The 25791-nt window shown below is 41.8% G+C and carries 30 protein-coding genes; 16 read left to right on the top strand and 14 right to left on the bottom strand.

Annotation, left to right across the window (positions count from 1 at the left end; genetic code table 11):
- Positions 1 to 53 precede the first annotated feature (53 nt).
- Positions 54 to 446, bottom strand: coding sequence for a DUF423 domain-containing protein (locus tag GTQ34_RS08875; RefSeq protein WP_166523416.1), 393 nt, complete (start codon positions 444 to 446; stop codon positions 54 to 56).
- Between the two features lie 79 nt (positions 447 to 525).
- Here GTQ34_RS08875 and GTQ34_RS08870 point away from each other — a divergent pair, with 79 nt between their 5' ends.
- From GTQ34_RS08870 to GTQ34_RS08855, 4 genes are all read left to right on the top strand, one after another.
- Complete coding sequence (locus GTQ34_RS08870) at positions 526 to 1899, top strand: saccharopine dehydrogenase family protein (protein ID WP_166523415.1); 1374 nt, start codon at positions 526 to 528, stop codon at positions 1897 to 1899.
- Positions 1900 to 1947: 48 nt separating this feature from the next.
- Positions 1948 to 2418 carry an Lrp/AsnC ligand binding domain-containing protein gene (locus tag GTQ34_RS08865; protein ID WP_166523414.1) on the top strand — a complete coding sequence of 157 codons (471 nt, stop codon included), beginning with the start codon at positions 1948 to 1950 and terminating at the stop codon, positions 2416 to 2418.
- A gap of 38 nt (positions 2419 to 2456) precedes the next feature.
- A complete protein-coding gene (locus GTQ34_RS08860; RefSeq protein ID WP_166523413.1) occupies positions 2457 to 2777 on the top strand; it encodes a hypothetical protein in 321 nt (106 codons plus the stop codon).
- A 120-nt stretch (positions 2778 to 2897) separates the two neighbouring features.
- On the top strand, positions 2898 to 3419 hold the full coding sequence (locus tag GTQ34_RS08855; protein WP_166523412.1) for a ferritin: 522 nt from the start codon (positions 2898 to 2900) through the stop codon (positions 3417 to 3419).
- A 44-nt stretch (positions 3420 to 3463) separates the two neighbouring features.
- Here the strand turns inward: GTQ34_RS08855 and GTQ34_RS08850 are convergent, their stop codons facing one another.
- The 6 genes from GTQ34_RS08850 to GTQ34_RS08825 form a co-directional block, all read right to left on the bottom strand.
- Entirely contained in the window at positions 3464 to 4006 is a 543-nt protein-coding gene (locus GTQ34_RS08850) for a DinB family protein (protein WP_166523411.1), read from the bottom strand.
- Positions 4007 to 4010: 4 nt separating this feature from the next.
- Positions 4011 to 4358, bottom strand: coding sequence for a winged helix-turn-helix transcriptional regulator (locus GTQ34_RS08845; RefSeq protein WP_166523410.1), 348 nt, complete (start codon positions 4356 to 4358; stop codon positions 4011 to 4013).
- Positions 4359 to 4480: 122 nt separating this feature from the next.
- Positions 4481 to 5182 (bottom strand): zinc metallopeptidase, encoded by a 702-nt coding sequence (locus GTQ34_RS08840; protein WP_166523409.1) that lies wholly within the window; start codon positions 5180 to 5182, stop codon positions 4481 to 4483.
- 93 nt (positions 5183 to 5275) lie between these two features.
- Positions 5276 to 6376: an alanine dehydrogenase gene (gene ald, locus GTQ34_RS08835; protein ID WP_166523408.1), complete on the bottom strand. Its 1101-nt coding sequence runs from the start codon at positions 6374 to 6376 to the stop codon at positions 5276 to 5278.
- A 188-nt stretch (positions 6377 to 6564) separates the two neighbouring features.
- Positions 6565 to 6819, bottom strand: coding sequence for a SemiSWEET family sugar transporter (locus GTQ34_RS08830; RefSeq protein WP_166523407.1), 255 nt, complete (start codon positions 6817 to 6819; stop codon positions 6565 to 6567).
- 110 nt (positions 6820 to 6929) lie between these two features.
- Positions 6930 to 9953, bottom strand: a complete 3024-nt coding sequence (locus tag GTQ34_RS08825) for a leucine--tRNA ligase (RefSeq protein ID WP_166523406.1) — start codon at positions 9951 to 9953, stop codon at positions 6930 to 6932.
- A gap of 88 nt (positions 9954 to 10041) precedes the next feature.
- On the opposite strand from GTQ34_RS08825, the gene GTQ34_RS08820 reads away from it, so the two are divergent.
- From GTQ34_RS08820 to GTQ34_RS08795, 6 genes are all read left to right on the top strand, one after another.
- A complete protein-coding gene (locus GTQ34_RS08820) occupies positions 10042 to 10920 on the top strand; it encodes a cell division protein FtsX (protein ID WP_166523405.1) in 879 nt (292 codons plus the stop codon).
- A 9-nt stretch (positions 10921 to 10929) separates the two neighbouring features.
- On the top strand, positions 10930 to 11193 hold the full coding sequence (locus tag GTQ34_RS08815; protein WP_166523404.1) for a DUF3098 domain-containing protein: 264 nt from the start codon (positions 10930 to 10932) through the stop codon (positions 11191 to 11193).
- Position 11194: 1 nt separating this feature from the next.
- Complete coding sequence (locus GTQ34_RS08810) at positions 11195 to 11989, top strand: undecaprenyl-diphosphate phosphatase (protein WP_166523403.1); 795 nt, start codon at positions 11195 to 11197, stop codon at positions 11987 to 11989.
- A gap of 9 nt (positions 11990 to 11998) precedes the next feature.
- Positions 11999 to 12517 carry a GNAT family N-acetyltransferase gene (locus tag GTQ34_RS08805; protein WP_166523402.1) on the top strand — a complete coding sequence of 173 codons (519 nt, stop codon included), beginning with the start codon at positions 11999 to 12001 and terminating at the stop codon, positions 12515 to 12517.
- 17 nt (positions 12518 to 12534) lie between these two features.
- Entirely contained in the window at positions 12535 to 13233 is a 699-nt protein-coding gene (gene truB, locus GTQ34_RS08800) for a tRNA pseudouridine(55) synthase TruB (RefSeq protein ID WP_166523401.1), read from the top strand.
- 84 nt (positions 13234 to 13317) lie between these two features.
- Complete coding sequence (locus tag GTQ34_RS08795) at positions 13318 to 14034, top strand: hypothetical protein (protein WP_166523400.1); 717 nt, start codon at positions 13318 to 13320, stop codon at positions 14032 to 14034.
- Here GTQ34_RS08795 and GTQ34_RS08790 read toward each other — a convergent pair.
- The 6 genes from GTQ34_RS08790 to GTQ34_RS08765 all read right to left on the bottom strand — a co-directional run bounded on the left by GTQ34_RS08790 (position 14017) and on the right by GTQ34_RS08765 (position 20764).
- The gene (locus tag GTQ34_RS08790) at positions 14017 to 14649 is read right to left on the bottom strand and encodes a thioredoxin family protein (protein ID WP_166523399.1); all 633 of its coding nucleotides are present in this window, start codon (positions 14647 to 14649) and stop codon (positions 14017 to 14019) included. The genes GTQ34_RS08795 and GTQ34_RS08790 overlap by 18 nt on opposite strands.
- 108 nt (positions 14650 to 14757) lie before the next feature.
- Positions 14758 to 15657, bottom strand: coding sequence for a YitT family protein (locus GTQ34_RS08785; protein WP_166523398.1), 900 nt, complete (start codon positions 15655 to 15657; stop codon positions 14758 to 14760).
- A 3-nt stretch (positions 15658 to 15660) separates the two neighbouring features.
- Entirely contained in the window at positions 15661 to 17076 is a 1416-nt protein-coding gene (locus GTQ34_RS08780; protein WP_166523397.1) for a TolC family protein, read from the bottom strand.
- Positions 17060 to 18412 carry an HlyD family secretion protein gene (locus GTQ34_RS08775; RefSeq protein WP_166523396.1) on the bottom strand — a complete coding sequence of 451 codons (1353 nt, stop codon included), beginning with the start codon at positions 18410 to 18412 and terminating at the stop codon, positions 17060 to 17062. The genes GTQ34_RS08780 and GTQ34_RS08775 overlap by 17 nt, the downstream gene beginning before the upstream one ends.
- A gap of 6 nt (positions 18413 to 18418) precedes the next feature.
- The gene (locus GTQ34_RS08770; protein ID WP_166523395.1) at positions 18419 to 20086 is read right to left on the bottom strand and encodes a peptidase domain-containing ABC transporter; all 1668 of its coding nucleotides are present in this window, start codon (positions 20084 to 20086) and stop codon (positions 18419 to 18421) included.
- Positions 20087 to 20764 (bottom strand): TetR/AcrR family transcriptional regulator, encoded by a 678-nt coding sequence (locus GTQ34_RS08765; protein WP_166523667.1) that lies wholly within the window; start codon positions 20762 to 20764, stop codon positions 20087 to 20089.
- A 142-nt stretch (positions 20765 to 20906) separates the two neighbouring features.
- Here GTQ34_RS08765 and GTQ34_RS08760 point away from each other — a divergent pair, with 142 nt between their 5' ends.
- The 3 genes from GTQ34_RS08760 (at position 20907) to GTQ34_RS08750 (ending at position 23254) form a co-directional block, all read left to right on the top strand.
- Positions 20907 to 21260, top strand: a complete 354-nt coding sequence (locus tag GTQ34_RS08760) for a hypothetical protein (RefSeq protein ID WP_166523394.1) — start codon at positions 20907 to 20909, stop codon at positions 21258 to 21260.
- 220 nt (positions 21261 to 21480) lie between these two features.
- A complete protein-coding gene (locus tag GTQ34_RS08755; RefSeq protein WP_166523393.1) occupies positions 21481 to 22920 on the top strand; it encodes an NADP-dependent isocitrate dehydrogenase in 1440 nt (479 codons plus the stop codon).
- The gene (locus GTQ34_RS08750) at positions 22883 to 23254 is read left to right on the top strand and encodes a hypothetical protein (RefSeq protein ID WP_166523392.1); all 372 of its coding nucleotides are present in this window, start codon (positions 22883 to 22885) and stop codon (positions 23252 to 23254) included. The genes GTQ34_RS08755 and GTQ34_RS08750 overlap by 38 nt, the downstream gene beginning before the upstream one ends.
- Here GTQ34_RS08750 and GTQ34_RS08745 read toward each other — a convergent pair.
- On the bottom strand, positions 23251 to 24174 hold the full coding sequence (locus tag GTQ34_RS08745) for a LysR family transcriptional regulator (protein ID WP_166523391.1): 924 nt from the start codon (positions 24172 to 24174) through the stop codon (positions 23251 to 23253). The two genes, GTQ34_RS08750 and GTQ34_RS08745, sit on opposite strands and share 4 nt — an antisense overlap.
- Before the next feature lie 81 nt (positions 24175 to 24255).
- Between GTQ34_RS08745 and GTQ34_RS08740 the strand changes: the two genes are divergently transcribed.
- Genes GTQ34_RS08740 through GTQ34_RS08730 form a run of 3 tightly spaced genes read left to right on the top strand, consistent with a single transcriptional unit; the run spans position 24256 to position 25767 of the window.
- Positions 24256 to 24492, top strand: coding sequence for a hypothetical protein (locus GTQ34_RS08740; protein WP_166523390.1), 237 nt, complete (start codon positions 24256 to 24258; stop codon positions 24490 to 24492).
- Positions 24493 to 24507: 15 nt separating this feature from the next.
- Positions 24508 to 24801 carry a hypothetical protein gene (locus GTQ34_RS08735; RefSeq protein ID WP_166523389.1) on the top strand — a complete coding sequence of 98 codons (294 nt, stop codon included), beginning with the start codon at positions 24508 to 24510 and terminating at the stop codon, positions 24799 to 24801.
- A 3-nt stretch (positions 24802 to 24804) separates the two neighbouring features.
- Complete coding sequence (locus GTQ34_RS08730) at positions 24805 to 25767, top strand: sodium-dependent bicarbonate transport family permease (RefSeq protein ID WP_166523388.1); 963 nt, start codon at positions 24805 to 24807, stop codon at positions 25765 to 25767.
- Positions 25768 to 25791: the final 24 nt, after the last annotated feature.

Raw genomic sequence — 25791 nt, 5'->3', positions numbered from 1 at the left:
TTATTTTGGTGCAAAGCTAGAAAAATAAATGCTTTTAGGGCAATTCAAAAGGCTTAATTGATACGTTTTTGGGTCAAAATGAAGTATCCTGTAAAAAACCAGCCAAAAATCAAAAAAACACCTCCGATAGGGGTCAAAAAAGCGATGGATCTAAAGTCAAATTTGATAATACTGTTCAGTGCAAGACCATAAATACTGAAGGAGAACAGAGCAATGCCCAAGACGATTAAAGTATAGACAATCCGCTTTTTATTTGCTTTCAAACCTGTCCATAATCCTATAAATAGTAGAAACAAGGCATGGTACATTTGGTAGCGTACACCTATCTCAAATGTAGATATGGCCTCTGGTTCCACCATTTTTTCCAGTCCATGGGCGCCAAAAGCTCCAAAAACAACAGCTAAAAGCCCAAAGACTACTCCAGTCAATAAAATTGTTTTGTTCATAACTTTAACCCTTCATTTTTTTAAAAATATAACAATTTGATACTTTAGTATCCGTTTAAAACAAAAGTAACTAAAACCTATGGCCCGCACGATTTTGGTTCTTGGCGCTGGAAAATCAACCTCCTATCTATTGGATTATCTTCTAAATAAATCCGAAGAAGAACAGTTGCTTTTGACCATCGGAGATCTGCATCCAGAGAATATTCCAACACAATTTTCATCACATCCCAATTGCAAGGTAATTGCCCTGGACATTTTTCAGGATGATAGTCGAAAAAAGGCCATTGCAGAGGCCTCAATAGTGGTTTCGATGCTTCCTCCGAAATTGCATATCAAAATTGCCGTGGATTGTATCCAGTTTGAGAAGCATCTGGTCACAGCATCTTATGTAAGCAAAGAAATTGAAGCATTGAATGATGAGGCCAAAAAGAAAGGTCTAGTATTTATGAATGAAATCGGCCTCGACCCTGGTATCGATCATATGAGCGCCATGGAGGTAATAGACCGCATCACGGACAAGGGAGGCAAAATGCTCCTTTTTGAGTCTTTTACAGGAGGCTTGGTGGCGCCAGAGAGCGATTCCAATTTGTGGAACTACAAGTTCACGTGGAACCCAAGAAATGTGGTATTGGCGGGTCAAGGCGGAGCGGCAAAGTTCATCCAAGAAGGCAGCTATAAGTACATTCCGTATCAAAAGCTTTTTAGACGAACTGAATTTTTGGACGTGGAAGGTTACGGCACTTTCGAAGCCTATGCCAATAGAGATTCTTTAAAATATAGGGAAGCTTACGGGCTTCAAGAAGCATTGACCCTTTTCCGAGGAACCATGCGACGGGTTGGATTTTCCAAAGCTTGGCACATGTTTGTTATTTTGGGAATGACCGATGACACCTACGTAATCGAAAATTCCGAAGGTATGTCCTACCGGGAATTTGTAAATCTGTTTTTGCCCTATTCTCCAACAGATTCGGTGGAACTTAAACTGCGCCACTATCTCAAAATCGACCAAGATGATATTCGTTGGGGCAAATTGTTGGATTTGAACATTTTTGATCGTACAAAAAAGATACCACTCAAAAAGGCGACGCCCGCCCAAATGCTCCAGTATATTTTAGAGGATAGCTGGACCTTGCAGGAAGATGAAAAAGACATGATCGTTATGTACCATAAGTTCGGTTTTGAGATGAACGGTCAAAAGAAACAGATTGATGCCAATATGGTGGTATTGGGCGAAAATCGAACCTTTACGGCCATGTCCAAAACTGTAGGGCTTCCCGTGGCCATAGCTACACTACAAATACTGAACGGCAAAATAAAGACACCCGGGGTCCAAATACCCATAAGCGCTGAAGTATATCATCCTATTCTCTCTGAATTAAAAACCTATGGCATGGAATTTAAAGAGTACGAAGTTCCCTATTTGGGATACAACCCGGATAATGTAGGAGGATAACATTCAAAGGCTTTTAGTTATCTTTAGGTTTCATATTGAAGGAATCTGATGAAAAACAATAACAATTCCGTTAAAATTGACGGCATAGACAAAAAAATACTCAGGTTTCTGATGACCGATGCGCGCAAACCGATTTTAGAGATTGCCAGAAACATTGGGATTTCGGGGGCTGCTATCCACCAAAGGCTCCGTAAACTTGAAAAATCAGGGCTGCTTTCAGGCTCAAAATTCATTATAAACCCCAGGGTGTTGGGCTATACCACAATGGCATACATAGGCATATTTTTAGATAAGGCCATGGCCAATCCAAGTGCGGTAAAAGAGTTGGAAAAGATTCCCGAGGTATTGGAATGCCATTACACTACTGGTAATTGGTCCATCCTCATAAAAGTTTTATGTAGGGATAACGAACACCTTATGCAAGTTTTGAACAAAAAGATACAACAAATTGAAGGCGTGTCCCGGACCGAAACCTTTATCTCCTTGAATCAACAGATTGATAGGCAAATACAAATTTAATATTTGTATTCAATCTAAATAAGCTTTACTTTTGTCTTGTGAAGTTAGTTCATAGCTCAAAATACTATTCCCTTTATCAGCCTGTTGGAGAGCGCTGCTTTTATGTGGATTTCGGTCAAAAAACGGTCCGAATGTCCTTGTGCCAACTACTTTCACTAAGGCAAAAAGTGTTTGATATTTCCATTGAAGACCATTTTGACAGCGACTTGAACCGACATGGTTTCGAAGTTTTAATGCTTTGTAACAAAGAACATCTATTCATCCTAAATACCTTGGAAGTTTTGGATTTAAAGGAACTTATTGATCAAGGTTTTGTGGCCCTTGGTCTTGCTGCAGCAAAAAATGTGGTGCCCGCTTAATCTCGGCCCGTTGCTCTCTTATTTTTATCCTATCTTAAACTACCCTAAAACTAAGGGATTACTTTTTATACGTTTTGAAATTCCGTATTTTTGTTAAACAATTTGATAAAAAATAAATCCATGAAAGATATAGCACGACAAAGTATGAGCATAAAAGTGGAGTCCATGGATATGCTCAATGCGCAAATAAAAATGGAAGCCAAGGCCTCAGCAATTTATTTGGCAATGGCATCTTGGTGTGAGCAGAACGGCTTTTTTACAAGTGCCAAGTTTTTCTTCAAACAAACGGAGGAAGAACGCCAACACATGATGAAAATTTTCAACTTTTTGATAGATACGGGAGGAAGCCCTGTTTCCCCAGAAGTAACCAACATCAATCATGATTATTCATCTATTGTAGATGTTTTTGAAAGCACGTTGGAACATGAAGTGTCTGTGACCAAGGCAATCCACAATATCGTAAAAAAAGCAAGAGAAATTGGAGATGTTGCCACAGAACGCTTTTTGGATTGGTTTGTGCTGGAGCAGGTTGAAGAAGAAAACACCATCCGTGACATCTTGGATATGATTGAAGTAACGGGCACTGAAGGTGTAGGACTTCAGATGATTGATAACCAAGTTGGCAACTGGATTGAAGAATAGCATCTAAGAGACTTTTTATTTAAAAAGGGGCGAATGCCCCTTTTTTAGTTTATATATCGCTCTTTGATGATATTAAAATGCCGTAGTTCGTGTCCTGCAATGTGATACGCCAAACCCCGAACTGTTCTCCTATTTATAATACTCCCATCATAATCAATTCCCTCACCGCCCCTGGTAAAACTTTCCTCGGGCAAGTACTGAAAAAGGGCTAGCGTGGACTTTCTTACCCATTCATACTCTTCAAAAATACTATCCAAACTGCGCTGATTAGCTCGGGAAAACCTTGTATAGCTGTCTTGATCAAAGCCATGTAGTGGTGTGTCATCATTCCGTGCATAGCGAAGCGCCCTGTATGCAAAAATGCGTTCATCATCAATCAAGTGAACCAAAATCTCCTTGATGGTCCATTTATCTTTTGCGTATCGGTACGCCAGTTTTTCTTCTGGCAGGGCATAGACATATTCCTTTATTGCCAAGAAATTTTGCCATAGATGCTCCAACACTTTGCCATCATCTTCCAACAAATCCATATAGATATGTGAATAGGCAGGATATTCATCCTCTGCCGGTTTATTGATGTATCTCATTGTCCTATTTTTTCCTATCGTTTTCTTCAAAACTTTTTGCCCAACGATGTCGCGCCCAACTCCCCATGGGTTCCAAGAGTTCGAACAACTCTCTACCATATTCGGTAAGCACATAACCTTCCAGGCATCTTTCCACCAAATGACACTTATTGAGTTCGCCAAGTCTTGTGTTCAGGGTGGTCGGGGATATCGATTCGCAATAGTCCTGTAATTCTCGAAAGGTACTTGGTCCCTTGTAGAGATGCCATACAATCCCCATGGCCCAGCTTCTACCCAATAAATCGAGCAAGGCCATAATGGGTTGGCCCGTTTTGGAGCCTCTAACTGGTAATCCGGGTTTAGGAATTATCATATGCTACAATTTTAATAGCAAAACTACAAAAATTGTAGCATCATAAAAACTATTGTTGTCTCTACCAACAAAAAACCTGTTCAGGAGTTCCCAAACAGGTTGTTATTATTCATGGACGTTTCTTAATCGCGTCCCCCAAAAACTTGGAAGGCCCAATATAGTAGGGAAGCGAGTGCACCCAGCGCGGCAACCAAATAGGTTCTTGCTGCCCATTTTAAGGCATCTTCGGCACCTGCATACTCCTGTTGGCTCACCATATTTTTTTGTTTCAGCCATACCAAAGCCCTTTTACTGGCATCATATTCCACCGGAAGTGTGACAAAACTGAACAAGGTGGCCATGCCCATCATAGCCAACCCAGCGACTGCGATGTAAAATCCGATTCCGCCGGCCACACCGGTAGCTGCCATAAGGGCAATACCTCCAAACACAATCCATGTGGACATTCCTGAAGTAACACTTACCACGGGTACAAGCTTGGAACGCATGGTCAACCACTCATAGGCCTGTGCATGTTGCACGGCATGACCACATTCGTGCGCGGCAACTGCAGCCGCAGCCGCATTGCGTTGGCTATAAACCCCTTCACTCAAATTTACGGTCTTGTTCTTCGGGTTGTAGTGATCCGTCAACATTCCCGCAGTGGAAATAACCTTCACATCACGGATTCCATGGTCATCCAGCATCTTCTGTGCAATCTCGGCCCCACTCATTCCATTACGTAGGTGCACTTTGGAATACTGTTTGAACTTGCTTTTTAGTCTGCTGCTGACCAGCCAACTGATCAATGCAATTCCACCAATCAATATATAATATGTCATCATAACGTTTCTGTTTTTTGTAACTATAAATATACCATAATAAAGCAAAAACCCCGCCAATATATGGCAGGGCAATGTTTACTGACAAAATGTATGTTAGGCCAAAACCGGCTCCCATTTAAAAGCTTCCACAATTTCCTTATAAACCACTTCGCCTTCCACGATGTTCAATCCTTTGGCAAGCGTCTTATCCAGGTTACAGGCACTTCGCCAACCCATATTGGCCAGCTTAAGTGCATATGGCAGCGTTACATTTGTCAAAGCTACCGTAGAGGTATAAGGAACTGCTCCTGGCATATTGGCGACGCAGTAATGCACCACATCATCAATAATATAAGTGGGGTCTTCATGTGTGGTAGGTTTGGTGGTCTCCACACAACCTCCTTGATCCACTGCAACATCTACAATTACAGTCCCGGGATGCATTTCCTTTAGCATGTCCCGCGTTATCAGGTTGGGTGCCTTTGCCCCTTTTAAAAGTACTCCCCCAATAATCAGGTCGTGTGATTTGATGTGTTTTCTGATATTGAGTTCATTGGAAAATTCCGTTACTACGTGATTGGGCATGATATCATTTACATAGCGTAGCTTTTTCATGTTCACATCCATAATCGTTACATGGGCGCCCAATCCGGCTGCCATTTTTGCAGCTTGAACACCGACCGTGCCGGCCCCAAGTACCAAAACACGGCCTGGAGATACGCCGGGAACTCCTCCCAAAAGCACACCTTTCCCCTTAACCGGTTTTTCCAAATACTTTGCTCCTTGCTGAATGGCCATACGTCCAGCCACTTCCGACATGGGTGTAAGCAAGGGCAGCGAACCGTCTTCATTTTCTACCGTTTCATAGGCAATGCAAATGGCTTTGCTATCAATCATCGCTTGGGTCAAGGTTTCGCTGGAAGCAAAATGGAAATAGGTGAATACAATCTGACCCTCTTTGATCAAGTTGTATTCTTCACGGATCGGCTCCTTTACTTTTACAATCATATCGCTTTTGGCATACACCTCAGCCATGGTATCCAAGATTTGAGCCCCCACTTTTTGGTAATCCTTATCAAAAAAACCACTGCCGACACCCGCTCCAGATTGCACATAGACGGTATGATTGTGTTTTACCATTTCGAAAACCCCGGCTGGCGTCATGCCAACCCGACTTTCATTGTTTTTGATTTCTTTGGGTACCCCTACGACCATTTTGTTATTGTTTTATGGTTAATACCCCAAAAGTGTTATAAAAAAAACAAATGAAGAAATAAAATCGATAAAAAGTAGGGGTTATATGATTAAAAAGACAAGTTTTTGAAATTATACCCTATAAGATTAGGGGGTAATATGAAAATAATATAAAATATTTTAACCAGACCCCTCGGTTTTAATGTGATTTACTTGTGTTTCAATTTCAGTATCAACATGGTCAAGGCCAAAATACCCGTGATCACATTGGCCAATATGATGCTCAGACTGTTATGGTACACCCCATAGAATACCCAAAGAATTAGGCCAACCAATAGTACAATGTACATGGTCAGGGAAACATCAGCAGTGGATTTGTGCTTTAAAGCCTTGTATACTTGGGGAACAAAAGCAGAGGTGGTAAGGCTGGCGGCAACCAACCCAAGGATTTCAATAGTGTCCATGGAAAATCGTTTAAGCTCTAAAGGTAGAAACTTAAATGATTGTTTTGTATACACCAGTCACCTTTCAGCTGCGCTCAAGATGACATTATTCGAGAAGAATTTCTTCTTGTTTACCCTACGATGTTGACGATTTTACCGGGAACCACAATAACCTTCTTGGGAGTGCGTCCTTGCAATTGCTCCTGGGTCTTTTCATGGGCCATAACCGCAGCCTCAATGGCATCCTTGCCCATATCCAAAGGGAGTTCCAGTTTAAAGCGAAGCTTTCCATTGAAGGAGATGGGGTATTCCTTGCTGCTTTCCACCAAATAGTTAGCCTCGAATTTGGGAAATGGGGCCTCGGCGATGGATTCGGCATGACCCAGTAGCTCCCAAAGCTCTTCTGCAATATGGGGGGCGTAAGGTGAGATCAAAATGGCCAAAGGCTCCAAGATGGCCTTGCTGGTACATTTTTGGGCGGTCAATTCATTGACGCAGATCATAAAAGTGGCTACCGAAGTGTTGAACGAGAAGTTCTCGATATCTTCCTCCACTTTTTTAATGGTCTTATGCAGTGTTTTTAGATTATCCTTATTGGGCTCAACGTCCTCAATGGTTTCATAAAGGCGCCACATTTTCTTTAAAAACGAATGCACCCCGGTTATCCCGGCCGTGTTCCAAGGTTTGGATTGCTCCAAAGGCCCAAGGAACATTTCGTAGAGTCTTAATGAATCGGCGCCATACTCCTCACAAATGGCATCGGGGTTGACGACATTATATTTGGATTTGGACATTTTTTCGATTTCGCGACCGACAATGTATTTTCCTTCTTCAAGGATGAATTCGGCATCTTTATATTCGGGTTGCCATTCCTTGAAGGCTTCGATATCCAGTTCGTCCGAAGCATTTACTAAGGAAACATCTGCATGAATAGGAACTATGCCTCCGATTCGACGGTCAAAATCAATTGAAACAAGCTCTGCCTCTGGAAATTTAGATTTAACCTCATTTTCAAGTTTGAAGAACAAATCCTTTAATCGGATTTTTAAATTATCAAAGGGCAATGAGTCTTGAGTATGAACCAATTGATTTCTTATTCTTTTAGATACCAAAACAGGGTTCCCTGATAGTAATTTAGAATAAAAATCTTCAACTTCTTTTTTGTCATATATTGAGTCTGCTTGACGAGCTTCTAATAACAATCTAAATACAAAAGCACTAGACCCCGTAATCATCCCTTGGTTGATCAACTTTTGGGCATACTCATCCTTGGGCACATAGCCTTTGTCGAACATAAACTTTTGCCAAAAACGGGAATACAACAAGTGGCCCGTAGCGTGTTCGCTACCGCCAATATATAGGTCCACATCCTGCCAATAGCCAATCGCCTCTTTGGAGAAAATAGCCTCATCGTTCCGTGGATCCATGTAGCGATTAAAGTATTGGGAGCTTCCCGCCCAACCCGGCATGGTGTTCAACTCCAGTGGGAACACGTTAACATGATCAATGAGGTCATTACTGACTACTTCCGCCTTGAGGCGGTCCCAGGCCCAGTGCGTAGCATTGCCCAAGGGCGGCTCGCCCGTTTCGGTGGGGAGGTATTTTTCCACTTCGGGAAGTTCCAACGGCAAGTGTTCCTCGTCAATCATTTGTGGCATCCCATCCGCATAATAGACTGGAAAGGGTTCCCCCCAATACCGCTGACGGCTAAAAACGGCATCACGCAATCGGTAGTTCACTTTTCCTTGCCCATGGCCTATCCTTTCCAATTCCGCAATCACTTTTTTGGTGGCCTCTTTATAGGAAAGTCCATTCAAAAAGTCAGAATTGGCAATAACGGTATTGGCCTTATCGGCAAAAGCCTCTTCGGAGATATCCACTCCCTCAAAAATGTTGGGAATGGGAATGTTGTAATGCTTTGCAAAATCGTAGTCCCGTTGATCCCCACACGGCACGGCCATTACCGCTCCGGTTCCATAGCTGGCAAGGACATAATCGCCAATCCAAATGGGAACAGGTTCCTTGGTAAACGGATGCTCTGCATAGGCTCCGGTGAAAACCCCGGAAATAGTTTTGATATCTGCCATGCGGTCGCGCTCAGAACGTTTTGCCGTGGCCTCCACATAGGCTTCCACCTCTGCTTTTTGGGCCTCGGTCGTGATTTTTGGCACCAAGTCGTGTTCGGGGGCCAAGGTCATGAAACTTGCACCGAAAATGGTATCGGGGCGGGTGGTGAAGACTTCAATGGTGTCTTGAGATTTCTCGCTATCGCTCGAAATGACATTGAAAGTCACAGACGCTCCTTCGGAGCGACCGATCCAATTGGTCTGGGAGTCTTTCAAGGGCTGTGGCCAATCGATTTTGTCCAATCCATCCAGCAAGCGTTGGGCATAAGCGGTGATGCGCATGCTCCATTGGGTCATTTTTTTTCGGATAACAGGATGCCCGCCACGTTCCGAAACGCCGTTTACGATTTCATCGTTGGCCAATACGGTGCCCAATGCGGGACACCAGTTAACTTCGGTATCCGCCAGATACGTCAATCTATATTTCAGTAAAATTTCTTGTTTGGTCTTTTCTGAAAAACTGGCCCATTCGTCTGCAGTGAAAATAGGAGTATCCTCATCACAAACTGCTTCAACAATTACATTGCCTTCTTTTTCAAATAGAGCAACTAAATCAACAATGTCCTCCGCTTTGTCAGATTTCTTATTGTACCATGAATTGAACAATTGAATAAAAATCCATTGCGTCCATTTGTAGTATTGGGGATTGGAAGTTCGTACCTCACGGCTCCAATCAAAGGAAAAACCCAATTGGTCCAACTGCTCCCGATACCTTTTGATGTTGTTTTCAGTGGTAATGGCCGGATGTTGTCCAGTTTGGATGGCATATTGCTCCGCGGGTAATCCAAAGGAGTCGTAGCCCATCGGGTGCAGCACATTGAATCCTTTGTGCCTTTTGTAGCGTGAATAGATGTCCGTGGCAATGTAGCCCAGCGGGTGACCCACATGCAAGCCTGCCCCTGAAGGATAAGGAAACATGGACAGTGCATAAAATTTCGGTTTGTCAGAATTGTTGGACGCCTTAAAGGTTTCGTGCTTTGCCCAATATTCCTGCCACTTGGCTTCAATCTTACGGAAATCGTAGTTCATGCTATTCACTTTCATTTTCGAGTGCAAAAATAGCTTTAATCCCCTAAATACAATTTACTTTTCTATTTTTACATACTGATTCCACTATATGAGTCAATATATTGAACGATATCAACGTAGAAAGTTGATTTCCTCCTACTTTTCTGTGGTTTTGAGCATCGCACTTGTGCTGTTCTTGTTGGGTGTTTTAGGGCTTTTGGTTCTCAACACCAAAAAATTGGCCGATCATTTTAAGGAGCAAATCACCATTTCAGTCTATTTAAAGGACAACGCCAAACCGGTGGAAATCGATCAGTTGCAAAAAAGTCTCGTTTTGGCCGAATATACCAAGTCGGCCGAATATATTTCCAAAGAGGACGCTGCAGAACAGTACAGTGAGGATATTGGGGAAAACTTTGTGGAGTTTTTGGGCTACAATCCGCTAAAAAATTCCATAGATGTGAACTTAAAGGCCGATTTTGTCTCCCCGGACCAAGTTGCGGAAATTGCCAACAACATTTCCTCAAAAACCTATGTGGACGAAGTCAGTTATGACGAACCGCTCATTGAATTGCTCAGTGACAACGTTCAAAAAATCAGTCTTTGGATTTTGATTGCGAGTGCCATATTCACTGTTATTGCCGTTCTGTTGATAAACAGTTCCATTCGGCTTTCCATTTATTCCAAGCGATTTATCATCAAGACCATGCAAATGGTGGGCGCCACCAAAAAGTTTATCCGAAGACCCTTTATTTGGACCAACATTAAACTGGGCATGTTGGGCGCCGGGCTCGCCCTTATCGCCTTAGGCGTTTTGCTGTATTATGTAGATCAAAACTTTCCGGAATTGCAACTCTTTCAAGACTATTTGTTGCTCATTGCCCTGTTTGTTGTAGTATTTGGTCTTGGCGTCATCATATCATGGGCAAGCACCCATTTTGCCACGCAACGATTCCTAAATTTAAGGACCGACGATCTTTATTATTAACTTTGCGGCATGAGCAAGAAAAATAAGCAAGTCCAAAAACCTAAGGTGGAATTTACCTTTCAAAGGAAGAACTACATTTTCCTTTTCATAGGTTTGGCCTTTATTGTCTTGGGATTCATATTGATGAGCGGCGGTGGCAGTGACGACCCCAATGTATTCAATCCCGACATCTACAATTTTAGGAGAATTCGATTGGCCCCTACATTGGTATTGATAGGCTTGGGGATTCAAGTCTATGCCATTTTGTTGAACCCGAACAAAAACAAAAAATAGTTTGGACATCATTGATGCTATCATCCTTGGAATCATCCAGGGGTTGACCGAGTTTTTGCCTGTATCCTCCAGTGGTCACTTGGAGTTGGGCAAAGCCATTTTGGGTGCACAGGCACTCCCTGAAGAGAGTCTGTTGTTTACAGTAGTACTCCACTTTGCCACCGCTTTGAGCACACTAATTGTTTTTCGAAAAGATGTGGCGGAAATTTTTAGAGGACTTTTTCAGTTCTCATGGAATGAAGAAACCCAATTTTCGCTCAAAATTGTCATCTCTATGATTCCCGCGGCCTTGGTTGGCTTTTTTCTGGAAGATTTTTTGGAGGTCTTTTTTGATGGCGCCATTATTATCGTGGGCATTATGCTCATCATCACCGCCGTTTTACTCTATTTGGCCGATTTGTCAAAGACAACGGACAAAGGGGTCTCTTACAACGGTGCCTTTATAATTGGTTTGGCGCAGGCCGTTGCCATATTGCCGGGTATCTCACGCAGTGGTGCTACTATTTCTGCTGCCGTTCTTTTGGGGGTGGACAAGACCAAATCAGCACGGTTTTCTTTCTTGATGGTGGTGCCATTGATTCTTGGGAAAATGGCCAAGGACCTTTTGGGAGGTGAAGTAAATTTTGTCGGGGAACAAGCTATAGCAATGGGAGCTGGCTTTTTGGCTGCGTTTACTGCTGGTCTCGCTGCCTGTACCTGGATGATAAAATTGGTTCGCCAGAGCAAGCTTAGCTATTTTGCAATCTATTGCCTTATCGTTGGACTAATTGCCATAGCTTGGAGCATTTGGGGATAATTATTAAGTATGGACAACCTTAGCTTAGACAAAGCCAGACTTAGCGACTCACTGAGAATTTCTATCCTTCTAAAAACAGTCTATATTCAAGCTTATGCCATTGAGGGGATAACTTTTGAATTTGCCAACTTTATCGAAGAAAAATTTTCCAAAGAAAAAATTGAAGAAAAAATAAAAGAAAACCCTGATAATTTATTAGTCTGCCATTGCAATGGCAACCCAATCGGCATAGCTGAAATTATTTATAATAGTGAGTGTCCGATTAGAAAGATTGCTACACCGGAATTGGGGAAATTATATGTTCTTGAAAGGTTTCATCGAACAGGTGTAGCGGGCCATCTCATGCAAAAAGTAGAGGAAATAACTAGGCTCAAAGGATATAAAGAGCTAAATCTAGAGGTCTGGGAAAATAATTTGAAAGCGATAAAATTCTATGAAAAACATGGTTATAAATTGTTGGGTAAAGTTGATTTTCCAATGGAAACCAATACCTATGTCAATTTGGTAATGAATAAGGTTTTCAAATAAAATGTGTCCATGAAACGATGACCACACCTAAAACCAAAGACGACTTTTTAAACGGTCAAATTCTCTTGATCGACAAACCCTTGGAATGGAGCTCCTTTCAAGCGGTGAATGCCTTAAAATGGGCCATCCGCAAGAAGTTTGGGCTTAAGAAAATAAAAATTGGACATGCCGGAACTTTGGATCCTCTTGCTACGGGGCTTTTAATTATCTGTACAGGGAAATTCACAAAAAAAATCCCAGAATTTCAAGGGCAGGTAAAGGAATATACCGGAACATTCACTTTAGGTGCCTCCACACCCTCCTATGATTTGGAAACTGAGGTGGACCAAACCTATCCTATAGAACATTTGACAGATGAAAAGATAATAAGTACTACTAGCCAATTCATAGGAATAATTGAGCAAATTCCGCCCATATTTTCTGCATTGAAGAAAGATGGAAAACGATTGTATGAACTGGCCAGAGCAGGAAAACAAGTGGAAGTAAAACCTCGCCAAATAGAAATATTTGAGTTTGAAATTACCCGTATTGAACTTCCTGAGGTAGATTTTAGGGTAGTTTGCAGCAAGGGAACCTACATCCGTTCCTTGGCCCATGATTTTGGAAAGGCCTTAGGCTCAGGAGCCCATTTATCGTCCTTGCGAAGAACCAAAATAGGCGATTTCAACGTAAATAATGCTAGCACTCCCCATGTTTTCAGGGAAAACCTCTCTTGAAAAACGTTAAATTGCTCTACAAAAATGAATTGTGGGTGCCGATAAAATAAAATATTTTGGTAAAAAAACGGTTATACTAGAACCATGAACCTCAACAGAAGTCAGTTATCATTCATAATAACCTTCTTCTCCATGTCCATCGTTGTTTTGTTATTGTTTAACATTCACTTGGGTGGCATTAAGGAGGATGAATATGTTATTGAAATGAGTCTGGCCGATGAGGACATCCAGAAATTGTTGGAGGAAGAAGAAAAGCGTTTGGAAGAACTGGCCCAAAACGACCCCATTAAAAGCCATATGGCCCTTAACGAAACTGCCAAGCCCACCATTGGTAATCCCGAACCGCTGAAAACCCTGGAGGAACTGATGGAAGAAAGGGAATTGAACAGCGAAGATGGGGAACCTTCAGGAGATTCTGACTTCTCGGAACAGCTGAAACAATTGGCGGCCCAACGTGATGAGAGAAAACAACAGTTGGGGGATCGTGAAGCTCAAAAGGAAGAATTCACCGACTATTTAAAAGATAGGCGTACCTCTATTTCCTATTCTTTGATAGACAGAAACGCCTACCACTTACCGCCCCCAATCTATACCTGTATTGAGGGAGGCAAAGTTGTTATCAATATTAAGGTGGATTCCAACGGATTTGTCACGGAAGCGGATTTTAACGATAAAAGTTCGGGTACCAGTAATGGTTGTTTGGTGGACAATGCCATTGCCTATGCGCTAAAGGCACGTTTCAGCAGCGATTCAAAGGCTTCTCAAATTGGTACCATTACCTATTTATTTCAAAGTAAGTAAAGCCACCAGGTCTTCTAGAATATTTTTTCCCTTATCCTTATTGTACCACACTTGAAGGTCCTTCTTGAATTCTGGAGATAACTTTCCATGTTTTTGTTTATACTCCGCTGCCATTTGAGTGGCTATACTTGGCCTAGGACCCCATTCTCCCAATATTTTTTCCTTTTCCTTGTCGAGGATAATGAGTTTTGGTATCGACCTAGCACCCCGGGTCAGAAAAGCATCCATTAATTCCAGATTTTCATCCCTAAGTACAACTTTCAACTCAATATTGGGGTTTAGCTCAGCTATTTTATTCATGACAGGCAAACTTGGGGCAGCATCACCACACCAACTTTCAGTAAGAACAAGGAATAAAAGCTTGGAATCTATTTTGGTGATTTTTTTCGCTGTTTCATTGGAAATCTTTAACGTTTTGTCCCATCTGCCCATGCGACGATTATTGAGTTGGGTGTAGTTGATATTAGCTTCGGATTGAACAAATCCCGTAGTTTTTGATTCTTCTGCCAACCTTTGAACCAGCTTTTTATATTCCTTATACACCATACTTCGTTTGGTTGCATTTTGTACAAGTTCTTGTTTACTGGCCATAGTTTTACCCTTTAATAATTCCATAACTCAATTAATATTTTGAAATGGGGTGTTATAACTTTGTGCCTTCTTTGTTGCATCTTCAATGGAATCCTTACAGCTTGGTAAGTCATCTGGAGCATTATGATTTGTTCATGAAGCGGGTTTGTCCATAAACCGTTTCTTTACCATTCCCCCTCGGGTGTCGTTGATGCTGTTCATGACTACGAAGGCTTTGGGGTCTATTTTGTTGACTTCAATATTAAGTTTTCGTATTTCCAGTCTAGTAATCACCGTATAAATTACATCGTATTCGTTATGGATTCCATCCTTGCCATAACCTCCCTTGGCCTTGTATATTGTCAAACCCCTACCCATTTCTTCAGAAATCATGTGACGGATCTCATCACTGCTTTTTGAAATAATGGTAACTCCGGTGTACTCCTCTATACCATCTATGACAAAATCCAGTGTTCTCGAGGCCGATAAATAGGTGAGCATGGAATAAAGTGCAGCTTCTATGGAAAGAAGATAGGCTGCTGCTAGAAATATGACAACGTTTATCAAAATGATGACATCCCCAATCTTTAAAGAAAACTTTCTGCTCAAAAAAATGGCTAGTACCTCTGTACCATCCAATACACTACCTCCCCGAATGGAAAGACCAATACCTGCACCCAAAAAGAAGCCACCAAATACGGCTACCAACAGTTTATCCTGCGTTACTTCTGGAAAAGTCACCAATGCCAGGGTAGCGGCCAGGCCCAGTATGGCCAAAATGGCCTTTATGGTAAACGACCGACCTATGGTTTGGTAACCCAAAACCAAAAAGGGAAGGTTGACCAGAATGATCAATAACCAAAGCGGCCATCCCAAAATTTCAGTTATAAGTAGGGATACCCCTGTGGCCCCACCATCAATAAATCGATTTGGCAGCAAAAAGCTTTCTAAGCCAAAAGCAGCCGAACCTATTCCCAAAATTATAAAACCTGTGTCCTTAAGGATTAATTTTGATGATACAGACCTCTTACCTTTTTTTAGTTTTTGTAGCATGGTCTATAGGTTTTGCGGATTTATTGCCAAGCTTCTAAAAAGTTGTGCCTTGGCCTCAAAAAATTTGTTTTGCATCTCGTTCCTCTTTAAAAAGGCGTCGATAAGCTTGCTTTCCCTGGAATTTATCAAGAATAGGGAGCTTTCTCCAAAACTGAACTTCCTTTCCTCGGCCTGTAATAAGGTGCCATAATCCCTTACGATATTGGCTATCAACATGTTTTGGATAGTGTAAGAATCCAACTCCCGATAAATGGCGATTACTTTGTTCTGTATTTCAACCTGGGCATTATCTCGTTCGTATTCCGCATCCCGCAATTTGAACTTTGCCAATTTAAGATCACCCCTTTCCTTTCTCAAGAACAAGGGAAAACGAAAGGTCAAGCCTCCTTTAAAGTTGTCAGTGACCAAAGAATTGGCCAATTCGGGGGTCTCAGTCAAAAAATTATACTCCACATCCAATTTGGGAAGGAGTTTGTTGGCCTTTAATCGTCTGTCGACAACCAGACCATCAATCTTAAATTCCAAGGACCTTATTTTCGGGTGGTTTTCCAATGTAAAGCTGTCCAATGGCTTACCCATTATTTCCAGTGTGGTATCTATTTCTCCCTCTGATTCCAAATTGGGAATCACATTTTCCTGTAATTCAACAGGAACATCATTGATCCATAGAAAGTTAGAGAGTGCCAAAGACTTTTTCATCAACTTTACCTTAGCTTGTTCCAAGCCAAGCGCTCTGTTCTGTACCGCTATTTTTGCCTCAACCGTATCAATAATGGCAATGTCCCCAGCTAAAGCACTACTCTTGACTCCCTGAAACCGAACTTCAGCATTCCGCAAGAAGTCTTGGTATACCTCCGCATCACGATAGGCTCTTAACCAGTCAAAATAGGCAAGTGAGGCATTGTAGAGCACTTTGTTTACAAGCAAATCTTGGTCAGCCTTGGATTGCTCCCTAAAAAACTTGGCCTTACGTAAGGTGGCCATTCTTTCGTTTATCCAAAATCCTTGAGCCAGCGACATGGACACCCCTGCACTGTAAAGTCCATCTACCGGAACGGTCTCATCGGGATTTATAAAGGTTCCTTCGTTTTGTTCCAGGTTACCTTTGAGTTCGATACCAAACCAGGTGGGTATTTTGAATGTGGTATTCAATCTATCCCAATATTCCGTGCCTTTAAATTCTTTTCGCTCATAGTCCACCTCTACCTTTGGGTCAAAGCCTCCCCTAGCCCGCATAAGATTGGCCTGGCCTACCGCAATGGTCAATTGGGCCTGCTTGGCAACGGGGTGATACTTTTTCACATAGCCCAAATACTCCTTAAAGGTGAGCACCAACGTGTCCTGCTGAGCAGAAAGCTGGAGAGACACCGTGAAAAATAGAATGTACAAGGAAAGTATTCTTCTACTTCTTTTTGACATCGGCTGTCGTGTTTTCGGGTTGATAATAATTGGGTGGGAAGCCATTAAGCTGTCGCCACAATTCGAACCAAATGGGCACATCTTCCAACAAGGCCATGGTATTTGCCCCAGAGCCCACTCTCAAGTCTTTCGGCCAAGGAGCCTCTTCCTCGTTTGGGGCCAAAAGTATACGATATTTACCGTTATCACTTATGAACGTTTCTATGGCCACCACTTTTCCGCCAAAAGTACCGTAGGATACATTGGGCCAACCACTGAAAATAATCGCGGGCCATCCATCAAACTGGATTCGAACCTCTTCGCCTATGTGCACCAGAGGTAGGTCGATAGGCTCCACAAAGGTTTCCACCGCCATGTCATATTTGGATGGCATTATCCCCACAAGTCGATCTCCTTCTTTAAAGGTTTCTCCTAAACCCGATTGAATGGCCTTGTTAATGAAACCACTCTGAGGTGCACGTATGTACATCAAATTGTTCCTCATTTCATAGTTAGTATATTCATTTTCCAACTTGGTCACTTGGGCCTCCGAATCGAACTGGTTGGATTGGGCTGTGAACATTTCGCTCTGTGCCTTTGAAATTTTGTCCGTGTATTCCGCCTGCACTCGGTTGATTTCTACCCTGGCATTAATTACCTCATTCTTGCTGGCCAACAACTTGTTCTGCTGAGAAATCAGCTTTGCTTGGGTCTCCTGTAGTTTCAACCTTTTTTCTTCCACATCGGTCACAGCCTTAAGACCTTCCTTTTCCAACTGAACCACACGGTCATACTGCCTCTGGGCAATGGTTATATTTGTGTTTGCGGCCTCAAGATCAATACTATCGCTCTCCACTTTAAGCTTTGATTGCATGAGCTTGTTCTTGGCCTGCTCCAATTTCAATCCACGCTCCCTAGTGAGTGCTCCTATTTGCATTTCCAGTGCTTTTACCTTTCCCTGATATGAGTTTACGGCCATAGACTTTGCTTTAATCTGCTGTCCGGTTCGTTGCACCAAATTGGGGTCGAAGTATTCACTTTTTACCTCGGAAATGTGCAGTATGGTATCTCCTTTCTCTACAAAGTCACCTTCGCGTACATACCACTTCTCTATACGTCCTGGAATGGGGGACTGTATGGTTTGTGGCCTTTGGTCCGGTGTCAAGGTGGTCAGGTATCCTTTTCCAGAGATAGTCTGGGTCCAAGGTAAGAAAAGGACAATGAGCATGATAATGGAAAAAGCCGCCAGAAATCGGTTAAAGTGCTTATAGTGGCGTGCATGAAATACTTTCTGGCCCGCTTTGTATCCGGTAATGTCCACCTTTTGGTTTAACTTATTATCTGTTATGTTGAGCATGGTCTTTTATCTTTCGTTTATCAATCTTCCATCTTCCATGGTAATAATCCTGCTGCAGCGTTGCTCCCATTTTGGATTGTCGCTCACGATTACCAGGGCCCAACCATTGGCCGGGTCGGTAAGGAACTTGATGATTCTTTCTGATTCCTTCTCTCCAAATTGATCCAACGGATCTTTTAAAATCAACATTTTTGGTCTGTTGACCACACTTCTTGCCAATACTATTTTCTTGGCAATGGTGTAGGGTATTTGTTTCCCCTCAGGATACAACATGGTGTTGAGTCCTTGTGGTTGTTCTTTTACAAATTGTGTCAATCCGGTATTCTCCAAAGCCCAGTATATATCTTCTTTGGATATGTTTTTGTTGCCAAAGGTAATGTTGTCTAAAATGGTCCCCTCAAAAGGTGATTCTTCTGTTAAGGACTGACCTAAATGAGCCCGATAATAATTCAGATTTAATCCCTGTAATGCTACATTGTTTACAAATACTTTTCCGCTGTCGGGCTCCAATATGCCCGCAATAAGCCTAAGCAGGGTGGATTTTCCTGAACCACTTGGGCCATTCAACAGAATAACACAGGTCGGCGTTATGGTCAAGGAAACGTTATCAATTATTCTTTTTTCCCTGTCCGGAACATTATAAACCACGTCTTTAAGTTCCACCGTGAATCCTTGGTCCTCTGCAAATGGCTTTTCTCCTTCCTGTGGCTCTAGTTCTTTATCAACGACCTGACCCAACTTTTCAAGGGAAGTGAGCAAATCGTAAAAGGTTTCCAATCCGAGTATTAATTTTTCAACGGAGCTGATAACCAAAAGTATGATGATCTCTGCCGCAACGAACTGACCGATGTTCATTTCTTGATTCAGTACCAAAAGTCCACCTATAAGCAATAATCCTGCAGTGACCAATACCTTGAACCCTATCATTTGGATGAATTGGAGCACCAAAACTTTAAAGTGGCTTTCCCTGGCATCTAAATAGTCCGCCACCAAGGTATCGTTCTTATCAATGGCATGGGATGTTTTTCCCGATAATTTAAAACTTACAATCGACCTTGCCACCTCCTGAATCCAATGGGCCACTTTATATTTGTTTTTAGACTCTTCCAAGCTTGTTTCCAGTCCTCTTTGGGCGGTAAACTTAAAGACGACATAAATCAATAAGAGCAACAACAGCCCGTAGATGATGAAAAATGGGTGATAGAAGGATAAAAGCAACAGTCCGAAAATAATTTGCAAGAGCGCTGCCGGAAAGTCTATCAAAATCTTTGAGAGCCCCTTCTGAATGGTCAAGGTATCAAAAAAACGGTTGGCCAACTCGGGCGGATAATAGTTTCGCAATTGGCTCATCTTGATTTTTGGAAAACGATAGGCGAACTCAAAGGAAGACCTCGTAAATATCTTCTGCTGTACATTTTCAATGATGCGTATCTGCATCAACTGAAGCCCTCCCACAAAGGCAACTCCCAGGGTCACAAAGATTACCAAAACAATCCATGAAGTGCTAACCTGTGCACCCTGAATCAGGTTAATGATGGCCTGAATTCCCAAAGGCAGGGATAGGTTTACCAAGCCGGCGAAAATGGCGTAGTAAAATATTTGTAAAATGTCTTTCTTGTCCAAGGCAAGCAATCCCATAAGGCGTTGCCATGCGGTAAGTATATTTTTTGCCATTTATGCCGTGTTAAGGGTTCTGGAAACCAAGTCTGCAATATACTGTGTTGGGGTAACTTTGTCGTCACAATTTGTAAGCATGGGAAAATGCTCTTTCAAAAAATATTGATGCAGCGAACCTTCCAATATAGAGCTTGCAAGACTGGATGGATATGGGTATTCCCCATCTACATCCACAATCATCTCACTTAGGCGTTGGACCAGTCTTTTATAGATTTCGAAATAACCTTCCTTATTTTCTTGGTCCACCTCTTTGGTGAGATAGGACTTGGAATATTCATTGATTACAATTTCATTGAGCTTTATCTCATCAATATGGGAGAAGGAGTTATCTTTTTCTACGGTTTGTGTAAGAATCTCCACGGCCTTTTTAAGCTTTTCAACCTTGTTGGCTATGCCATTGGTGGCGAAGACCATTTTATATTCCAACCATCCCCAATACCATGAGGTAAGATACAACAACAGCTTGTGCTTGTTCTCAAAATATCTATAAATGGAACTTTCGTTGGAGCCGATACGGTTACCAAGCTTTCTGAAAGTGAAACTCTCAAAGCCCATTTCATTTATCATCAGGATGCTTTGCTCCACGATCCTTTTACCCAAATCGGAAGATTCTGGATCCTTTACATAGATTTTTTCATTTATTCCTATTCGCAAAGACTGCATCAATCGGTCCATATCCATTCAATTAATTATTACAAGATTCAAATATAAAAGTAATACTATCAATTAGTAATAGTTTAACTACTTTTTAACAATAGCATTACTTTTTGATGGGCGATTAATGCTTATATTTAAAGTTATATAAAATTTTAGGCTTATGAAAAGAAGAATACTCCCACTTTCAATTTTCATGTTGCTAGTCATATTTAATGTTAGTTCTCAACAGCAACAGATAATGACCGTTGAACATTTCTCAGAAAGTCGTGGTGATGCGCATGAGACCTTACTGCTCGAAATTCCCAACTCCCAAGTTGTGATCATGAACAATTCGCTGAACTCCAAATCTGGTTTTGGCATGACTTTAAACCTTTATGGAAGCGTGGTGGTCGTTGATCAAATGGAAACCATGCCGGACGGAACCACTCAGGTTGTATTGCGCCGTGAAGATGGCAAAGATTTTTATGGATACAAACCAACAATACGAGCTATTCTGAGCAAAAATCTTCAGTAAGTGCCTGACAATTTTCAGGAACAGTCAGCTTTTCTAAAACCTATTGAACACTTAAAAGTCTGCTTCTTAGAGCCATGAATCAGCGTCCCAAAGTCAAGGCTATGATGCTATTCAAACGCAATCTATTTCTGATTGATATAATTTTATTTAATGTTATCGATAATTAATATAAATAAAAATATATGCAAAATTAATTTCATTTTTGTCCAAATTTTAAACTATGGATAGAATTACAATAGCAAAAGGGGACGGAATCGGTCCCGAAATTATGGATGCCACGTTGAAAATTTTAAAAGCGGCGGGCGCACAATTGGCAATTGACGAAATACAGGTTGGTGAAAGTGTTTATCTTCAAGGAAACACCTCTGGTATTTCAAAAGATTCATGGGAAGTAATACGACGGAACAAGGTTTTTTTAAAGGCTCCCATAACCACCCCACAGGGTGGTGGTTACAAAAGTCTTAATGTAACCACGCGTAAATCCTTGGGATTGTTTGCCAATGTAAGACCTTGTCGTAGCATCCATCCCTTTGTTAAGACAAAGCATCCAAAAATGGACGTTGTAATTATAAGAGAAAATGAAGAAGACCTTTACGCTGGTATAGAGCACCAGCAGACCGATGAGGTGGTGCAGTGTCTTAAACTCATCAGCAGACCAGGCTGTGAAAAAATTGTCCGTTATGCTTTTGAGTATGCCAAAAGATACGGCAGAAAAAAGGTGACCTGTTTCACTAAAGACAACATAATGAAACAAACTGATGGATTGTTCCATCAAGTTTTTGATGAAATAGCCCCTGAATACCCCGAAATTGAAAACGAACACTGGATTGTGGACATAGGTGCTGCCAAACTGGCTGATACTCCAGAGAACTTTGATGTGATCGTTATGCCCAATCTTTATGGTGATGTGCTATCTGATGTAGCGGCCCAAATTACAGGATCGGTAGGTTTGGCCGGTTCCGCGAACATCGGTGAAAGCTGCGCCATGTTCGAGGCCATTCATGGGTCCGCACCCCGAAGAGCCGGTCAAAATCTAGCCAACCCTTCAGGTCTGCTTCAAGGCGCGGTCATGATGCTCAACCACCTAGGACAGAACAAAATAGCTGAAAAAATTGAAAATGCTTGGCTAAAAACCATGGAAGATGGCATCCATACGTATGACGTATATGACGAAACCGTCAGCAACAGAAAAGTTGGCACCCAAGAATTTGCGGATGCTGTTATAGCCAATTTGGGCAACGAACCTGAAACGCTCAAAAAAGTAAAATATGAAACCAGTGCTCCAATAAGTATTCCAAAGGCTGAGCGGAAAAAGTCTCGGGATAAGCAGTTGAGAGGCGTTGACCTTTTTGTTGATTGGTCGGGGGAAAATCCAGATGAAATAGCTTCCAAACTGCAACAAATTGAAACTGAAGATTTAAAACTGCAGGTTATCACTAACCGTGGGGTCAAGGTTTGGCCCAATGGCTTTGAGGAAACTTTCTGCACGGACCACTGGAGATGTCGATTTATCGCTTTGGAAGATAACGTCCATCCTTCAAAGGCAGATATTCCACAGTTGCTGCAAAATGCAATTGCAAACAATCTTGATGTAATCAAGACGGAAAACCTATACTTTTTCGATGGAAAACAAGCTTTTTCAATGGCTCAGGGGCAGTAAATCGAAAACACTGCCCCAAAACGACCAGCCGTCAGATGTTTCTCCCAAATTTGAAGTTAGCTTGGTAGAAGGTGAATTTGAACCAGCAGAATCCGCAGAGGTTCTGCTTTCCCTTCTCAATTATAAGGTAAAATTTCATTCGGTTAGACTTTTAAACCTAAAAGAAGTGAAAAACGCTGATTCCGAGAACTCCCAAAAGCGTATTGATGCCCTAAAGGCTGCAAAACAGGAGGTGACCAAGTTGGTTTTGGAAGCTCGTAATAACGGTTGGAACCTACAAATAGACAGCACCATAAAAATAACCCCTAAAATGCCATCACCTCAGAACACCTAGTATTCTTGAACCCATGCAAAGTTGTCCTTGATGACTTTCTCCTTGGTCGCGTTTAAATGATCTAACAAGGCCAAAGCGACGGGTGATAGTTTTTTGTTTTGGAGCCATACTAGGTTCCATGTGGTGATAACTGGAAGGTCTTTCAAGGGGATTATTTTTAAATCCCCTTTTTTTAGTTCATTATTGACACCTATCAAAGGCATTATAGAACATCCCAAACCTGCAATAACGGCCTGTTTTACCGCCTCGTTGGATGTTAGCTCAATTTTCTTGCTCACTGTTACATTTTTTTTGGTGAGATAGGTTTCCATGGCTGCCCTAGTGGCCGAGCCCTTTTCCCGGAAGATCAACGGCGTATCCTTCGAAAATGAACTCTTGCCCAATTTTACTTTGTTGAAGTATTTGGGATTGCCCACCAAATGCAAGATATTTTTCATCAAACCCACTTTGTTCAAGTTCAGGTGTTGGGGCAAAACACTCACCAAGGCAAAATCCACTTGGTTTTCTTCCAGACTTTCCACTACCCGTGATTTATTGGTAACGTCCATCACCAAGTCCACTCCGGGGTTTTCACGCATGAAATTGGAAAGAAAATAAGGCATGACGTACTTTCCCGTAGAGACGACAGAAATCTTCAGCCTGCCCGCCAACTCTCCCTGATATGCCAATAATTTGTAGTTGATACCATCCACTTCCTTTAAAATTCGTCTAGCAGCTTCTGCAATTTCCTGTCCAAAATCGGTAACAAAAAGTTGCCTTCCCACCACCTCCGTCAAAGGAATTGGGAATTGATTTTGAAAGTTTTTCAGCTGAATAGAAACCGCTGGCTGGGTCAGGTGAAGTTCTTCAGATGCTTTGGTAATGCTTTGTTTTTCAACAATTTTCAAGAAAATACGAAGTTGATTTAAAGTATAATTCATAAATATTAATAATATAAAGCATAATAAATATAAATAAAATTATATAAATAATTTATCAGAGATTTGCATAAAATATTAATCATGGCTGAAAAAATAACTCAAGATTCCAGATTTTCTCTAACCAGGGAAAAAACCAAAAATTCAGAGCGTTACTATCCTATTTATTTTACCCTGATGGGTTTCATGTTCGCTATCATACTGATGATGTCCGCACTGAACAACTATCTGTTCTTTGGCTGGCTACTTATTTCGATGGCCATTGTTCTCGGGCTGATGTTTATTCATCTTATGGGGAAAAGTCAAGTAAAAAGATCATAACAAAAACATATAATCATGGAAACAATGATAGACACAAAACAAAAAATACAATTGGTAGATGGTACTTTTACCGCTTCGGAAGCCAATGATGTAATCCAGGCGCTGCTTGATGAAAAAATCAACTTCCACAAGCTTCAACGGTTATCTTGGTGCGAGGGTGACAAAAATGCCAATACCAAATTTCCCGATGAAAGGATAAAAGAACTTGAAAAAGAAAAGAGAATTGCCAAGGATTTCATTAACAGCATTCGCGGAGAAGGAAAAAGACTTCGCATCGATGGGATTCTTAAAATTACCCTAGAAGAATAGTGGATGGATCTGCACCTGCTGATTGACAACCTCACAAATCCTGCTTTATTATTTTTCTTTTTAGGGATTTTTGCGGTACAAGTCAAGAGTGATCTTGAAATTCCCCAAAACTCATCAAAGTTCATTTCCCTATACTTGCTTTTTGCCATAGGGTTCAAAGGAGGGTTGGAGTTGTCCCACAGCCAATTTAACATGGAGATTGTGTGGTCACTTTTTTTTGGAGTGTTTCTTGCAATATCCGTCCCCATTTTTGCCTACTTTATTCTGAGGCGTAAGTTTAGTGTTGAAAATTCCGGGGCCATTGCAGCAGCCTACGGATCGGTAAGTGCGGTCACTTTTGTGACCGCAATTTCGTTTCTGGAAATGGAACAGATTGAGTTTGGCGGGCACATGGTGGCGGTAATGGCCCTTATGGAAGCACCTTCCATCATTATAGGAGTACTTTTGATGAACCTTTTCCGAAAGGACAAAAAAGAAAAAGGAAAACTTTCTAAGGTCTTGCACCATTCCATTACCAACGGTAGCGTGCTGCTTATCTTGGGCAGTTTGGCCATTGGTTTTTTGGCTAACGACCAACAGGCCGAAGGCATAAAACCCTTCACCACCGATATTTTTAAGGGGTTCTTGGCGGTGTTCCTTTTGGATATGGGCATAACTAGCGGTAAAAAACTCAACGATTTTCTGAAAAAAGGGTGGTTTGCCATGGTATTTTCCATAGGGTTACCCATTATCAATGGATGCTTTGTAGCTTGGTTCAGCCAATATATCACCGAAAGTATAGGAAATCGATTTTTATTTGCCATATTGGCCGCCAGTGCATCTTACATCGCTGTGCCCGCTGCCATGAGAATAGCAGCTCCCAAGGCCAATCCCAGTCTTTACCTGCCCATGGCCCTGGGCGTCACTTTCCCATTCAACATCACACTTGGCATGCCCCTGTATCTCGTAATCATCCAATGGTTCTGATTTTCGCTTATTTTTGGTGAAAAG

The sequence above is a fragment of the Flagellimonas ochracea genome (assembly GCF_009903685.1).
Taxonomy (GTDB): domain Bacteria; phylum Bacteroidota; class Bacteroidia; order Flavobacteriales; family Flavobacteriaceae; genus Flagellimonas; species Flagellimonas ochracea.
This window is presented reverse-complemented; position numbering and strand designations above follow the sequence as displayed.